Source organism: Bacteroides sp. Phil13, assembly GCF_001940965.1.
In the GTDB taxonomy this organism is placed as follows: domain Bacteria; phylum Bacteroidota; class Bacteroidia; order Bacteroidales; family Bacteroidaceae; genus Bacteroides; species Bacteroides intestinalis.
The window spans coordinates 65851-80418 of sequence record NZ_MSHA01000056.1; the positions used below are offsets into that span (position 1 = coordinate 65851).

General features: G+C 43.6%; 12 protein-coding genes, 2 tRNA genes and 3 pseudogenes. 5 read left to right on the forward strand and 12 right to left on the reverse strand.

The window, feature by feature from the left end; genetic code table 11:
- Positions 1-48: 48 nt before the first annotated feature.
- Positions 49-939, reverse strand: a complete 891-nt coding sequence (locus BWI44_RS11055) for a YitT family protein (protein ID WP_007666636.1) — start codon at positions 937-939, stop codon at positions 49-51.
- 217 nt (positions 940-1156) lie between these two features.
- Here BWI44_RS11055 and BWI44_RS11060 point away from each other — a divergent pair.
- The 3 genes and pseudogenes from BWI44_RS11060 (at position 1157) to BWI44_RS11070 (ending at position 2312) form a co-directional block, all read left to right on the forward strand.
- Positions 1157-1536 (forward strand): annotated as a pseudogene (locus BWI44_RS11060) (DUF6268 family outer membrane beta-barrel protein).
- Between the two features lie 63 nt (positions 1537-1599).
- Positions 1600-1908, forward strand: a complete 309-nt coding sequence (locus BWI44_RS11065; protein WP_007666625.1) for a nucleotidyltransferase domain-containing protein — start codon at positions 1600-1602, stop codon at positions 1906-1908.
- The gene (locus tag BWI44_RS11070) at positions 1905-2312 is read left to right on the forward strand and encodes a HEPN domain-containing protein (RefSeq protein ID WP_007666624.1); all 408 of its coding nucleotides are present in this window, start codon (positions 1905-1907) and stop codon (positions 2310-2312) included. Before BWI44_RS11065 ends, BWI44_RS11070 begins: the two co-directional genes overlap by 4 nt.
- 33 nt (positions 2313-2345) lie before the next feature.
- On the opposite strand, the gene BWI44_RS11075 is transcribed toward BWI44_RS11070, so the two are convergent.
- From BWI44_RS11075 to uxuA, 7 genes are all read right to left on the reverse strand, one after another.
- Positions 2346-3452, reverse strand: coding sequence for an AAA family ATPase (locus BWI44_RS11075; protein WP_118477346.1), 1107 nt, complete (start codon positions 3450-3452; stop codon positions 2346-2348).
- 1 nt (position 3453) lies between these two features.
- Positions 3454-4155, reverse strand: coding sequence for an RNA ligase family protein (locus BWI44_RS11080; RefSeq protein WP_117707324.1), 702 nt, complete (start codon positions 4153-4155; stop codon positions 3454-3456).
- A gap of 65 nt (positions 4156-4220) precedes the next feature.
- Complete coding sequence (locus BWI44_RS11085) at positions 4221-5618, reverse strand: RtcB family protein (RefSeq protein WP_117707325.1); 1398 nt, start codon at positions 5616-5618, stop codon at positions 4221-4223.
- 465 nt (positions 5619-6083) lie between these two features.
- Complete coding sequence (locus BWI44_RS11090; RefSeq protein ID WP_130070058.1) at positions 6084-6338, reverse strand: hypothetical protein; 255 nt, start codon at positions 6336-6338, stop codon at positions 6084-6086.
- A gap of 817 nt (positions 6339-7155) precedes the next feature.
- The gene (locus tag BWI44_RS11095) at positions 7156-8469 is read right to left on the reverse strand and encodes a Gfo/Idh/MocA family protein (protein WP_195209230.1); all 1314 of its coding nucleotides are present in this window, start codon (positions 8467-8469) and stop codon (positions 7156-7158) included.
- A 122-nt stretch (positions 8470-8591) separates the two neighbouring features.
- On the reverse strand, positions 8592-9407 hold the full coding sequence (locus BWI44_RS11100; protein WP_044533066.1) for an SDR family oxidoreductase: 816 nt from the start codon (positions 9405-9407) through the stop codon (positions 8592-8594).
- Between the two features lie 25 nt (positions 9408-9432).
- Complete coding sequence (gene uxuA, locus BWI44_RS11105; protein ID WP_286813460.1) at positions 9433-10605, reverse strand: mannonate dehydratase; 1173 nt, start codon at positions 10603-10605, stop codon at positions 9433-9435.
- A gap of 70 nt (positions 10606-10675) precedes the next feature.
- Between uxuA and BWI44_RS11110 the strand changes: the two genes are divergently transcribed.
- Together BWI44_RS11110 and BWI44_RS11115 are read left to right on the forward strand one after the other, a co-directional pair.
- Complete coding sequence (locus BWI44_RS11110; RefSeq protein WP_117707327.1) at positions 10676-11647, forward strand: AraC family transcriptional regulator; 972 nt, start codon at positions 10676-10678, stop codon at positions 11645-11647.
- Positions 11648-12806: 1159 nt separating this feature from the next.
- Positions 12807-13640, forward strand: coding sequence for a hypothetical protein (locus BWI44_RS11115; protein WP_195209231.1), 834 nt, complete (start codon positions 12807-12809; stop codon positions 13638-13640).
- 13 nt (positions 13641-13653) lie between these two features.
- On the opposite strand, the pseudogene BWI44_RS22380 reads toward BWI44_RS11115, so the two are convergent.
- From BWI44_RS22380 to BWI44_RS11130, 4 genes and pseudogenes are all read right to left on the reverse strand, one after another.
- Positions 13654-13743: pseudogene (locus tag BWI44_RS22380) on the reverse strand (putative polyvalent protein kinase domain-containing protein); the annotation flags it as partial.
- Positions 13728-14146 (reverse strand): annotated as a pseudogene (locus BWI44_RS11120) (hypothetical protein); the annotation flags it as partial. The pseudogenes BWI44_RS22380 and BWI44_RS11120, both read right to left, overlap by 16 nt.
- Before the next feature lie 128 nt (positions 14147-14274).
- A tRNA-Gly gene (locus tag BWI44_RS11125) sits at positions 14275-14347 on the reverse strand.
- 8 nt (positions 14348-14355) lie between these two features.
- Positions 14356-14438 (reverse strand) — tRNA-Tyr (locus BWI44_RS11130).
- Between the last annotated feature and the right edge of the window lie 130 nt (positions 14439-14568).

Genomic DNA, 14568 nt, shown 5'->3' on the forward strand with positions numbered 1-14568 from the left:
CTGCTCTATTCCGAAAGGGACTTGTTGCTCGTAGCTCGTAACTCGTAGCTACTTCACCTTTATTCTGTCGAACCCTTCTCCGTATACTCCGATTACCGCACTTTGTGATACAAATGCGTTTGGATCTATATCCTTTATCAAGCGGAATATAATCGTTGATTCGCGTTTTTTGGCAAGTACGAACAACATCTTCTGTTCCTTACCGCTATAAAATCCGGAAGCATTGATGACGGTGGCGCCCCGGTGTGGATATACATTGATGTGCCGGGCTATTTCATCGTATTTCTCACTGATGATAAAGAACTGTACGGATTGCCGGGCACTGTTCACTACTTGATCCAGAACAAAACTGCAAATGTACAAGGTTACATAACCGTAAACTACCTTTTCCCAATCCTTCAATACAAAGTAACTGGAAGAAATGATAATCAGGTCACAAATCAGCATTACACGCCCCAGCGTGATGTCACGGTATTTGTTGATGATAGCGGCAATGATATCTGTTCCACCTGTACTACCGTTGGAAGAAAAAGCGATGCCTATGCCGCCTCCGCAGAGGGATGCACCGATGACACACGCCATGAAAGGCTGGTCGTGCAGCAACACCACTCCTTCTGCCAGTTTCTGTATCACGGACAGGAAAAATGTTAGTGTGAACACGGCAAATACGGTTTTGATACTGAACTTCCATCCCAAAATACGGATAGAGAGCAACAGTAGGACTAAGTTGATGCTGAAATACGTATATTGAACAGGGAAGCCTGTGGCAAAATAAACAATAGAAGCAATACCCGGTACTCCTCCGGTGGTGATGTCATTGGGCAACAGAAATACTGTCCAGCCTATACCATAAAGAATTAATCCAAGGGCGATCATTACATAATCTCTCGTTTCCCGGAGAAGGCTTTGCTTTGACGGGACATTTACAATCTTCTTCATCTGACTTTATACGCAAGTATGGGTTATAACTAATTTAACAAGCTTTCTCATGATAAATGTGTTTTGGCCGTAAATCGGCGCAAAGATAAATCTAATTTTTTGAATACTTGTTCAAAAGGTTATTGTTCGTGAGGGGTGGACTTAAAATTTATTTGCTGATTAAATTTGTGTAGGCTATTCGCATTTACGTTTCCGGAACGTATTGGGAAGTGCGGGATTGGTCTTTGTCAGGCGTATATTCCCTAATCTGGAACTGGGTGCGGGTTTGGCATTGAACAATGCTTTCGGTTATCCTATGGCGCTTCCTGCATTATATCGTTCAGCATCAGTTTCATTACGGAAATGGGTGGGCAGATGGTTTTGACAGAGTTGAATGTTGATGATAAGATTTTTACGCACCAGTACATTGTGGTAGGGTTCCGTCCTGAATTCAAGGTTTCCAAGCACATTTCTTTGCCTGTTATGGTGGGGATAAATGCGGTACGCAATGCTTATTATGATGGCAGAAGCTTGTCAGCGTTCTTTAAGGCGATGGGGAGGGAATATGATCCTTGTTTCCATATAGCGCCGTATTTCTCGGTAAGTATTGTATTGTAGTAAGTTGTATTTCCGAAAACATTGTTATCTTTGTCGTGTAATAAGAGAATAGGAGATTAAGTTATGAAACGACCTGATATTGTTCGCCGGATTGCAGAAGTAGTGCATCGCATTGCTCCTGATGCAAAGACCATTCTCTATGGGTCCGAAGCTCGGGGAGATGCACAGGTAGATTCGGATATAGACTTACTTATATTGCTGGATGGTGATCATTTGGCACCTGAACGTGAATTGGAGATTACCCGTCATTTGTATGAAGTGGAAGTGGAGACCGGGGTGATTATCAGTCCGATGGTAGTATTGCGTCGTGTATGGGAAAGAATCACGACCCCATTCAGCATCAATGTAATGAAGGAAGGGATCGTGTTATGAAAGAAAAACTTGATTCCGAAAGTCGTGCCGCCATTGTGAATTATCGTTTGGAACGTGCTTACGAAACCCTGAAAGAAGCTGATTATAACACTGCAGGCGGTTATTATAATGCAGCCGTTAATCGTCTTTATTATGCCTGCTATTATGCTGCTTCTGCATTGCTGTTAGGCAGTAAGATAGAAGCCAATACACATAATGGCGTGAAGACACAACTTTCTATGCATTTTGTTCGCACCGGGCATTTGAGCTTAGATCATGGCGCAACCTTTAGTCTTCTATTTGAAAAACGTCAGGCAAGTGATTATAGTGACTTTGCATATTGTGATCTTGCTTTGGTAAATACACTTCGTCCACGGGCTGAGGCCTTTATTAATGCAATGGAACAATTGATAAACAAAGAGTGATGTATCTAAACTATCAGTAGCTAATACCTACTATCAGGCAGAATACACCACTTCATGTGCCTCCCCCAACTGCGGAATTTCCAGCTTCCCGAGCATTGCATCCAGTACCGCCTCCGGAACCATAAATTCCCGTTCACGATTTTGCTTCCTCCATACCTCATACGGTTTTTCGATATAGACAATCTTCACTCTGGCTCCATAAGTAATGAATAAATCAATCAGTTGCGAGCGCATTTGTTTTGAAGTATTGGTCGCATTCCATACAAAGCCCTGCTGTTTACGCAGATAATTGCGAGCCTCTTCTTTCGCTTCCTGTACTACCCTGCCATTGGCAACCTTATCCGTAGGGCTAACTTTATGCTTTCGCCGGATAGCATCGAGGCTTATCACAGGAATATCCTGCGGCAATGTACGGATATAATGATCTTTCCCCATTCCCGGCAAACCGGATAATAAAATAACTTCACACCGGAAATTATCATGCGGAATGTAATCTATATACCCATCCTCCGCTTGAAAGTACTGAAAGCGGGCATGACCCGTTGCAAAGCTTCGTGCCTTTCCCCAGCAATCCTGTTCACGGCAAAGCATCTCGAATAACTCGGCAGCTTCCATCAATGCAGGCTTATCTTTGCAGATACGTCCCTGAATATCCGCCACAGCAAGCATTTTCAGTAAACGTGTATCCACTCTGAGAGATGCTTCGCACAGCTTCTTCACAGGATTCTCCCGCTCCATAATCCAAACCGGCAAACCATGATAACGCACCAGCGCAGCAATGTTCTCCCGGATATGAAACGGGGTAGGAATATCCCTGTAAAGAATTGTGCGTGCTGTATATTCCCCACGCCTGGCATGTCCCTTGGAAGTGATAATACCGTTTCCTTCATCTACAGAAGTAGAACGTTTCTCCACATCATGAAGTAAAGCTGCCGTCCACAATATTTCCTGTTCCTGTGCGGGCAAAGCCCGATATTCTGGTTGTTGCTGCAATGTTTCCAGTACCATGCGGGTATGCACGGCCAAACTACCTTCTTCGTGATGCAAATGGTGCTGCATCACGAAGTTCATATCTTGTACCCACCGGAACTGTTGTTCCAGTGAGTCCCAATTTTTATTATCTGTCAGTTTCCAATTCATTTTATTCCTCCTTTCCTATTTCCCAGATGAGGCGGGCACGCTTCCAATTGCGTGTCCAGTGCTCATCGGTCTTCACATGCCCCTTGCGTACGTACTTGAATACGTTGTGGGCAAATTCACTTACAGGATATTCACCTATATTGCGGGTGACTACACCTTCGCGGGTACAATCTGCGCCTGTTTGCGGATCGAGTGTCCCGAACACACCCGGCTCTTGTGCCAGACTGACAACTTGCCGCTGCAACGCTTCCCGCGTCAATCCTTCTACCGTTTCCACTCGTAATTCGGGCACCGTAGGCAAGTCGAACAGAGCGGCATAGAATTTCACTTCCTCCCACGACAGCCACTGATCCAGACAGCGCACGGCAAACATATAAAAGTGTGTTTCCAGTTTGCGATACTCTATCGAATGTATGGCATACAGGTTTTCACCGAATATCTCGATGTCCCCCAAGTCGTTTTTCATGAGTTCCCAACGCTCGCGCAGTTCCCTGGTCCACGGTGAGGTGGTAGGCGCTGCATGCGAGCGGGCAAATACACCGTAGCGGCTTAGGCAATTGTTTTCTCCGTCCAGCTTTTCGGTATGTATCAGGGTTTCTATCTGTTGAATGTCTTCCCAATACGTATGGTTGATGCGGTCGTCACTGGTCGTTCCGGGAGAAAACGGGTAATGATACGTGCGACCATATTTTTCTGATAACATAAGTTACTCCTTTCTTTTTAAATCATTCATCTACTTTAAATCAGTGGTTCCTGAATACTAGCCTCTTACTCTTTATTCATCCTTACGATGCGCGGCATGAATTTGCCCTGCACTTCTACCAATGTCTCCTGAGGTTGCATCACCCGGTCTATGTTCTTGTAGGCTAACGGCATCTCTTCGATGCTGCCCCCAATCAGTGTGACCCCGGCCTGCGAGAGAAATTTCTTCATGGCCGACTGGGTGAAACTCTCCTTTGCCTTCTGGCGCGACATGGCTCGTCCGGCACCGTGCGAAGCGGAACATAACGACTCTTCCACACCCCGGCCTGCTACCAGGTAACCGGGAGTTGCCATACTTCCGGGGATAAGTCCCGGTTGCCCTGCCTGTGCAGGAGTGGCTCCTTTGCGATGCACGATGGCGGTGCGTCCGGGTGCAATCTCCTCTTTCCAGGCGAAGTTGTGGTGATTGTTCACGTTCGCCATTGGCTTCAGGCCCAGAACTTTAGATAGGTTTAGGTGGATTTGTTCGTGGCAGGCACGGGCGTAGTCGCCCGCTAGGTTCATGCTCATCCAGTATTCCTGTCCTTCTTCCGAGTCCAGGCCGAGCCAGGCAAAATGTTGCGCTTCACGCGGCAGTTTGCAGACTTCACGGGCTATCCGGCTATAATGCATGGCGATAGCCGCTCCCAGTCCGCGCGAACCGGAATGTGACAGCAATGCCATATAATTGCCTTCGGGCAGTCCCAGCACATTTTCTCCTTGCAGAAAAAGCTCTCCGAACTCCACGAAATGATTCCCACCACCGGAGCTGCCCAACTGGCGGATGGCCTTTCCGTGCAAGTCCCTCAGAAGAGGTGTTAAACGGAATTCTTCCCGTTCTGTCACTTCATGCTCCTGTGCAAAGGTCAGACCACCCTCCATGCCGAAGTGGGTGTAGTCTTTCAGTGCCTCTTTTATCTGATGCGAGTATCTTTTCAGATAATCCGCTTTGGCATCGAACACCGTCAGACTCATCCGACAACCGATGTCCACCCCTACGGCATAGGGGATGACGGCATTGTCCGTGGCGAGTACACCACCGATGGGCAGACCGTATCCGGCATGTGCATCGGGCATCAGTGCCCCGGCTATGCTGACGGGGAGCCTCATGGCCAAGTTCATCTGCTGTTTGGCGAGGGTTTCTATGAACTTGCCGCCATAGGTTTTATAGGGCAACGGCTCGTCGAGCAAGTCGTATGCTGTGAACTTCTTTTCGATGAGCGTGGGGGACAGGTGTTCGGCCAGTTTGCCCCATGTCTCATTCTCTTTATAAGTATCGGGGTTTTCCAGTACGTCGCTCAGTGTCTTGATAATCTGTTCTTTGCTTTGGTGCTTGCAATGTTTGCCAACGATGGCTACTACCAGACTGCGTGCTACATTGTCTCTATATCCCAGCTTACTTAAATCTTTTAATCGTATTCCCATATTTTCTTTTTCATGTGTATGCATACGGCATGGGCTGCCCGCCTCAAAGCGGGGCAGTGCAATATGCGTTTTGTACCCAATGCATGAGGGATGATGATAGATACAACGCTATCTGTCCACTGCATTGAAGTGAATAATAATAAAATTATAAATGTGATTGTAGGACTAATCAAGAAAATTGCAAAGCCCCATCATCCCGATGAGTCAACTTAGTCCTGGCTGAGATATTATAGTTCTAACATAAATTAGTCCCTTTCTTTCAGTTTTAAAGGGGTGAATACTGTGTTTAACGGCGGCAAAAGTAATGCATCTTTTTAAAGTATGCAAGGAAAAGGAACGTTTTTTTGCAGATGTAAACAGTTAGAGTATCTTCTTACAGCATCAATCCTTGGAGTCTGTATGGCATAGTCCGGACTGAACAGCTCAAAGATATTCTAAAGGATGGGTAAGCTTTGAAAGATAAAATTAGCGATGATCGTCTTTTAAGCCATACTCATCCCACCATTCCCTGTATTCGTGAGATAGGGGAGTAGTGGGTATTTCTTTATACTGTTGTATTTGTTTTTGAAGTGAATTTATCACTATGTATTTTTCTTCCAACGTAACACGAAGGATCGCAAGTACCAGAATCAATGTCATGTATATGCAGAAAGCGGCAATGTGTATAAAGAGGAAGAAATTTCGTTTTCTTCTGTTGCAGGGGTGTGATGAGTATTTCATAGTATTTGAAATTGAATTATAATATGTAGTTTATGTGATAGTTCTTCATTGTGCATGAGTAATGCTGATGCTCTAAATGAATAAATCTGCAATAGAATGCCAGATAGATAGGACTGGACTGATGCTTGCCGAGTATTAAATTACCGACAAACTGTATTTTGTCTCTTACTTCTTTGAGGCATGTTGAACTGAGGGTTTCAAGCACTTCACGATCCTGCGTTTTTATAATATACATGGCAGATGTTTTTCCTTGTTGTATAAGCAAGATTATTTTGTACCATCGGGAGTTTTGTCTCGTGAGTACTTTGTAGTATTTGATAATGGGTGTTTGCATGTTCAATACTGTTAAAAGGAACGCACCTAAAACAGTTTACTATCCCTACTGAGGTCTGCAACAACCCGGACAAGCTAATAAACTGAATAGGTGCGCATATCGTAAGTTATTGAACATACGAATGGCCCTTCAGTTTAGGCTTGTCCATTTTTGAAGTTGCAGTTTCAGTATGGAGACTAAACTAAATTCTAAAAAATGTACTCCGTCGTGAAGTACATTGCAAATATAAGCGAAAAAGATTAATAATGCGAGTTTATAGTTGAATTAATGTAGGCAAAGTACCAATTACTCCAAATGGTAACTTTATTAACATGCTGGGGTAACTTTATTAACCCCACATGGTAACTCTATTTACATGCCGATGTAAAGGTCGTTACATACCGATGTAAAGGTCGTTACAATATGATGTAAAGGCCGTTACATCCTGCGGTAAATGCTTTTACATTAAGAAAAAAATAATCGGTAAATGCAATGCTATGGTTATTAGAGTGTTATCTGTTTCTCTTCCTGTCTTGAAACGCTGGGAAAAGTCTTCCATGCGCCCCGCGTGAAGTCGGGTATTTCTACCGGGCGACTGCCATTCAGTACCGATTGCTCACTAAGCTCGGTGATGCACGACCATTCGGCGGCATCGTAAACGTCCATATCCAGAGGAAGTCCGTGGTGCAGGCAGTAGATGAGGCGGTAATCCATGATATAGTTCATCTCGTTTGGGGCACCTTTGAGGGTGCCTTCTTTGCCAATGGTAGCTGTAAAAGGATGTTGATAGCGTTGCAAGAGTTCTTCGGTGGTTGTGCTGGCTGTCTCTCCGGTGGCTGTACCGAGCCTCCCTCCGCTATGCGCATCTTCCAGACTGATTGTGGCTACCGGGTATTTCTGTGCAAAGCCTCGCGTGCCGCAGATGGTGTGCGAACGGCTGTAAGGGCGCGGATGGACGGTGCAGTATTGCAGTTGGATGGTTTTTCCCTTGACGGTATGGATGAGGGTGGTGTTCATATCTCCCAACAGGTAAGCCTGTTGTGCTTCGGGGGATTCTTTGCCGAAAGTGCGACGGGCATATTCCGTCATTCCTGCCTGGTGGGTGGACATGGATACAAGGTAATTCAAACGGTCGCCCCGGTGGATATTCAGGATCTGGCATACGGGACCTAAACCGTGAGTGGGATAGGGGTTTCCGGTGTGTTCCATGCAGTAAGCTTTGTTCCAGTGGTTATGGAAACCGCCTTGGTTTTCATCGCTGAAGTACATGGAGCGCAGGTCGTGTATATAAGCACCTTCCACGTGCATGATTTCACCGAACAGACCTTGTCTTGCCATATTCAGCGTGGTCAGGGCAAAGGCATCATAGCAACAATTTTCCAGCATGATGCAGTGGCGGCGGGTGCGTTCAGCGGTGTCTACCAGTTGCCAGCACTCGGCTACGGTCATGGCGGCGGGCACTTCGATGGCGACATGCTTGCCTTGCTTCATGGCGTAGGTGGCCATAGGGGTATGCGTCAGCCAGTCCGTACATATAATGATGAGGTCGATATCAGGGTTGCAACACATCTGTTGCCAGCCGTTTTCTCCGGTATAACCGGTTGCGGCGGGATGTCCGTCTTTTGTCAGTAGAGCTTGTCCTTTTGCCAGGTTTCCGGGGCGTATCTCACACAAAGCTTTGATCTCTACGTGTTCTATGAGCATATAACGCTCCAGTGTGAGTAATCCGCGATTGCCTAAGCCTATGAGTCCGATGCGTACAACGGGAATAGGAGGATGAGCCAAGCCCAGGACATGGGTAGAAGGTTCGTTTTTCATTGAAATAGTGTATAGGTTAAATTGAAATTGCTACAAAGATATTTATTATCAATAAAAAAAGCTGCCTCTTAGAAGCAGCTTTTTGGGATAAAATTGAAAATGCTTTTGAATAGCAAGGATAATTATACTCCGCTGAATGCACTAAATCCGCCATCTATCGGCAGCAATGCACCCGTCACGAAACTTGCCGCATCGCTGCACAGGAATTGTACGGCGCCGTTCAGTTCGTTGATATCTCCAAAGCGTTTCATCGGAGTTTTGGCTAAAACTTTCTTGCTGCGGTCTGTCAGCGAACCGTCAGGATTGATAAGCACGGCACGGTTCTGGTCACCGATGAAGAAACCCGGAGCGATAGCATTCACACGGATGCCGTCTCCGTACTTCAGTGCGAGTTCGCTTGCCAGCCACTGAGTGAAGTTGGCAACGGCTGTCTTGGCTGCCGAGTAACCCGGAACGCGGGTGATAGCGCTGTAAGCAGCCATGGAAGATACATTTACGATACACCCCTTACCTTGCTTGGCCATCACTTTGCTGAATACCATAGAAGGATAAACGGTTCCGTTCATGTTTAGATTAGTCACTTTCTCCCAGCAGGTAACGTCCATGTCGAAGAAGTTCTGGTCGGGAGCTAGCGTAGCACCCGGCATATTGCCACCGGCAATGTTGAGCAGGATGTCGATACGTCCCCATTTGGCAACGATGTCATCAGCCAATTTTTCAAGGCTGGCGATGTCCAATACATTACCTACGATGCCGATCACATCTTCACCGTAAGCTTTCAGTTCTTCTACACGTTTGTCCAGTTGTTCCTGACGGATGTCAACGGCTACTACTTTGGCGCCTTGCTCCATGAAACATTTGGCAATGCTGCCACCCAATACACCACCTGCACCGGTGATAACGGCTATTTTACCTGCAATACTGAATTGTTCGTTCATAATCTCCTTATTTAATTATTAGTTTTTAATTGTTTATTTCGTCTTGCACTACAGCCATCATTCCTTCTACCTGTGCCAATGCCAGCATACGGCCGTGGAATGAATATCCGGGGTTATATCCCTTGTCTTCGTCACCCAGCATCATCCGTCCGTGGTCTACGCGCATAGGAAGTCCCGGATTTTCTTTCTCAAAGATGCGGATGAGGTCAATCAGATGGCCGCGTCCGGTCAGGTGCGAGCTTTCTATAAAATTGCCTCCGGGCATGGCAGCCGTGCTGCGCAGGTGGACAAAGTGAGTACGTTTGGCGAATTTCTTTGCCAGTTCACGGGTATCGTTATGCTCGCCTGCACTGAGGGAACCGGCACAGAAGGTCAGTCCGTTGTGCGGGTTATCCACTGCATTCAGGAACCAGGCGATGTCTGCTTCGTTGGTGACAATACGCGGTAAACCTAACACTTGGAACGGAGGATCATCGGGATGCACGCACATATTCACACCATATTCTTCGCAGACAGGCATGATGGCGGCGAGAAAATAACGCATGTTCTCGCGCAGCATATCACGGTCGATGCCTTTATAGAGGGCCAACAGCTTCTTGAAGATGTTCACCGGATTCTTATCTCCTTCTTTGATATTTCCGTTGACGAAACCTTGCGTCTTTACGATGATCGTGTCGATGAGATCATCCTTTTCTGTTTCGGTAATGGTCTTGTCCAGTTCTGCAACCTTTGCCAGTTCTTCGGCGGAATAGTCCTTTTCGGCTCCTTCGCGTCCGAGGATTCGAAGGTCGAAGTAAGCGAAGCGAACACGGTCGAAATAGAGTGACGAAGTACCGTCTGCCCAAGGATGTTGCAAATCCGTACGTATCCAGTCAATAACGGGCATAAAGTTATAGCATACGGTTTTCACACCGCACTTGCCCAGGTTTGCTAGGCTGACTTTATAGTTTTCTATTAACTGCTCACGTTCCGGTCCGGCATACTTGATCGCCTCACAAACAGGCAGGCTTTCTACTACAGACCAGCGCAGGCCGTAAGACTCGATATAGGTCTTCAGATCGTTGATTGCCTCTTCGGTCCATATTTCACCATTGGGCACATCGTGCAAGGCAGTCACAATTCCTTCCACGCCTATCTGTCGCAACATGTCGAGCGTGATCTTGTCTTTCTTACCAAACCATCTCCAGGTTTTTTCCATAACATTTATATATTAATAGTTTAACTGATTATTGACTGCAAATATACGTGCAAAAATAATGCTGCGATAAATGGATATTTGCAGAATATATGCGGATTTTTGCATGTATGCGGTAGCATTTCTATTGTCTTTTCCTATCTTTGTGTGTGAATTAAGCTTTGCAGAATATATGCGCCGACCGATTATAAATGAAAAGTTGCCTATATCGGAGTCGAATCCGATCAAGGCGCGGTATTACGATTATGATCGTTTCACTTATCCGTGGCATTTCCACAGTCAGTATGAAATCATTTATGTAAAGGAGAGTCATGGTCTGTGCTTTGTAGGCGACTGCATTGAGAAGTTCTCTGCGGGTGATGTGATTCTGTTCGGCACTAATTTGCCCCATTACATGAGGAGCAATGATATTTATGGTTCGGAGAATGCCACTTCACGCGTGCAAGGGACTATCATTCAGTTTGAGCAGAACTTTATGCAGTATTCCTTTGATTATTATCCTCAGTTTCTGCAAATAAAAATGCTGTTGGAGGAATCGAAGAGAGGCATCATCTTTCCGAAACAGGATGCAACCCGGGTAGGGGAGTTACTCTCCGGCTTTCTTTTATTAAGTGGTTTTCATCAGATAAGCGGGTTGCTGGATTTGTTGCAGGAGTTGGCGGTCAGTCCGCAAAGAAAGACGCTGGCAAGTCTGCATTATTACGAAAAGTTTCCTACGCTGGGGAACAAGCGGATTGATAAAATCATTTCCTTTATAAACAATAACTACACCCGTAACCTTAAATTGAATGAAATTGCCGGAATGGCGAGCATGAACTCCAGCGCCTTCTGTCGTTATTTCAAGGAGAATACAGGGAAGACGCTTTTGCAGTATGTGATGGAAATGCGTGTGGGATATGCTTGTAAGTTGTTAGCATTGGGAGAGATGGATATTTCGCAGATAGCTGTGGAATGCGGCTTCGATTCGATCACTCATTTCAATCGCACGTTTAAGCAGTTGGTTAATCTGACGCCAACGCAGTATAGGAGTAACATTATGAAATAAGAGGGAATGTTTCTGAAATTATTCTGCTCGCAATGAAACATTCTTTATTGTGATTTGCTTCAAATTAAAAATAATGTTTACTGATTCCGGCAGATAATCGTTGCCTTTTGTCAATAGCAAATTTATGTATTATTAACGGGAATACTGCCAAGATGAGTGTCATGACTCGAATGTCTTGTGATTGTGAATTTCTGATATCTTTTGCCTGTGGTTGGCGAGGCAAATGCCACACTTTATTCTCCTCTATACCACATCTTAGTCCGTTGAATGCCACATGCTTAAACTGTTGAAGTGTGGCATTGGAGACAACGGAGTGTGGCATTACAGTTGTACAAGTGTGGGCTCACGCTTATATAAGTGTAAGCCCACGCTTATATAACTGTGAGCTATCGGAGCCTGCTGTGTTGAGGGAATAAAAAAACGGGGAAGCAGTTGCTTCTCCGTTCCTATATGCCGTGAAATGTAGTTTAATGCAAAGTTGAATAAAGATTATCTATAAAAGGATGATACAAAGATACGATATTGGGAAGGCGATGTCAAGTGTTTCGCTAATTATTTCCGATTTGCATATTTGTTTTTTAGCTTTTTGCATTCTTCTCCTACCATTGCATATAACATCTACTCTTTGTTAGGACAGTTGGATTTAGATATGCTTCTATTGAAGTCCCAAAACTTGGAACTTATAGATATACCTCTATTTTTCTGGTAAAAGGAACATCTATTTTTAGAATGTTGTATCTTTGCAAAAAAGGGTGTATGAAAGATGTACTTAAAATATCAATCTTACTAATTCTTGCACTTAGCAACGGGGGGTATTTGCGCAGACGAATAAATCGTTTACATCAGATAAAGACACACTGGATATAGCTTTTGAAGAAGATACATTAGTAACAAGTACAATCCAAGATACTCTTGTTACTACACATACGGCCAAAGACTCAATAACTACAAAACAAGATGGAATTAATGTTGCAACTGACTCTACATTGTATTATCGGTTAATCTTACAATATCGAGACAGCGTGCGTCACGATTTCAAAAGAACATTCAATAAAGATGCCTTTAAATTTGAGCATGATTATTATCGGGAAAAATTCAAACAACCTTGGGTTGGCGATATTTTAGGCGATATTTTAAAAAATATATTATCAAAATAATTATGAAGTTGTATTTTATATCCTTATGTTTTGCGTTTGTAGCCTGTATTACGGCTAAAGCACAGTCAAAACTTATCTTTAAAGATAAGTTTATGTATGCCGACGCACAAGTGTTTAATGAATCAAAAAAACACTCAATACCTTCTATGATTGATACAGGCTGCTCATTATGTATAATTGATTCTACTTTTGCTGTTGATTCATGTGAAATAAAAATAGATAAGCTGCAAACTATTTCTGTTAATCAAACTAAAGATAAGATTTCAAGTACCTTTATAGACTCAATATTCTTTTGTGGAAAAACATATCACAAGGTGTGTTGCTTAGTCGCAAACCTTACAGGGATTTATCAAAAATATGCGCCCAAATTCATCATCGGGGCTGCTATCCTTAAATCAGGCGCTTGGAGATTTGATATGGAAAGAAATATTATCGAATCATATGATTTCAACAATAAAGCAAAAGGGATTATTTATAAATGGAAAAATCATTTAGACTATCCGGACGTGGCAATAGATTATATCATTTTAGATAGTAAAGTCAATGGAAAAAAAACACGATTTTCCTTTGATACAGGAAGCAAATACAATAAACTCCAACATGGTTTATATGTAGGAGAACCTGAACAAATTCAAAAGGAAACAGCTGACATAGGAAATAAATTATCTATTAAAACTGCTGAATTATGTAGAAATGTTACATTCAAGATAGGAAAGGACGAGTATACATTAGATTTTATAATAGGTGATCGCAATATTGGGCTCTTAAACATCGAATTCTTACAAGGTCATTCCTTTATACTTAATTATAAGAGGCAGATACTTGAATTGTTGTAAAAGAGAGCTTGAATTATAATTTCAACCTTATTTGTGTATCAATAAAGTATAAATCCATAAAGTAATTGTTGGGGACTGTATCGAACACTTCATAATCTTCATTGCTTCTTCTGATAGCCCTATTTTTATTAACTTGCCTGTTTTCTGACGGATGTAATGTTCTTTCCTTCTATAATATTGGCTTTTGTTAGATTAGCTATATCTGTGAAGTTGATTCCACCACATAAATAACTGAACATGAATATGTCTTTATTCAGTTGAATATATTGTCGTTTACCAAGTTGAAGTTCAGTTTGCTTATCGAGGATTATCTTCTAAATATACTCTTTATTGGGGCAATTAGGCTTTGGCTTATTCCTCGTAAAGTCCCAATAGTGAGGCTTAATAGATATGCCTAAACTCTGATATTTACGCTTTCCACTTTTAGAAACTTGAAGCATTAATGGACTTTCACCATTAGATAATGTCTTTGACTTGTAGCAAACTATTGATACTGAGGCATTCATGCGATGTTTTTGGTTTACATCTTGGTTTACATGCACCCTCTGAAACCGCCTAAATTTGTAGTTTTGTGGACTATAAAAAAAGAGAAATCCTGATAGCTAATTATTTGACTATCAGGATTCTCTCTAAGAGCGGAAGACGGGGCTCAAACCCGCGACCCTCAGCTTGGAAGGCTAATGCTCTATCAACTGAGCTACTTCCGCAATTTTTGTGGGCAAAGATGGATTCGAACCACCGAAGTCGAAAGACAGCAGATTTACAGTCTGCCCCATTTGGCCACTCTGGTATTTGCCCTTTTGCACTTTGAAATCTATCTCAATTCTCTCATTGAGTAGCTTTGTTTCTCAATTGCGGTGCAAAGATACGACTATTTTTGTAAACTCCAAGCAAAATCGATCATTTTTATTGCAGTAATTGCACATTC

What these genes read in the sequence shown, in the direction of transcription:
- BWI44_RS11095 (WP_195209230.1), bottom strand. Translation starts at nt 8,469, where the DNA reads ATGAAAAACGAACCTTCTACCCATGTCCTGGGCTTGGCTCATCCTCCT.
- BWI44_RS11070 (WP_007666624.1), top strand. Translation starts at nt 1,905, where the DNA reads ATGAAAGAAAAACTTGATTCCGAAAGTCGTGCCGCCATTGTGAATTAT.
- BWI44_RS11110 (WP_117707327.1), top strand. Translation starts at nt 10,676, where the DNA reads ATGGATATTTGCAGAATATATGCGGATTTTTGCATGTATGCGGTAGCA.
- BWI44_RS11100 (WP_044533066.1), bottom strand. Translation starts at nt 9,407, where the DNA reads ATGAACGAACAATTCAGTATTGCAGGTAAAATAGCCGTTATCACCGGT.
- BWI44_RS11090 (WP_130070058.1), bottom strand. Translation starts at nt 6,338, where the DNA reads ATGAAATACTCATCACACCCCTGCAACAGAAGAAAACGAAATTTCTTC.
- BWI44_RS11085 (WP_117707325.1), bottom strand. Translation starts at nt 5,618, where the DNA reads ATGGGAATACGATTAAAAGATTTAAGTAAGCTGGGATATAGAGACAAT.
- BWI44_RS11080 (WP_117707324.1), bottom strand. Translation starts at nt 4,155, where the DNA reads ATGTTATCAGAAAAATATGGTCGCACGTATCATTACCCGTTTTCTCCC.
- BWI44_RS11075 (WP_118477346.1), bottom strand. Translation starts at nt 3,452, where the DNA reads ATGAATTGGAAACTGACAGATAATAAAAATTGGGACTCACTGGAACAA.
- uxuA (WP_286813460.1), bottom strand. Translation starts at nt 10,605, where the DNA reads ATGGAAAAAACCTGGAGATGGTTTGGTAAGAAAGACAAGATCACGCTC.
- BWI44_RS11055 (WP_007666636.1), bottom strand. Translation starts at nt 939, where the DNA reads ATGAAGAAGATTGTAAATGTCCCGTCAAAGCAAAGCCTTCTCCGGGAA.
- BWI44_RS11065 (WP_007666625.1), top strand. Translation starts at nt 1,600, where the DNA reads ATGAAACGACCTGATATTGTTCGCCGGATTGCAGAAGTAGTGCATCGC.
- BWI44_RS11115 (WP_195209231.1), top strand. Translation starts at nt 12,807, where the DNA reads ATGAAGTTGTATTTTATATCCTTATGTTTTGCGTTTGTAGCCTGTATT.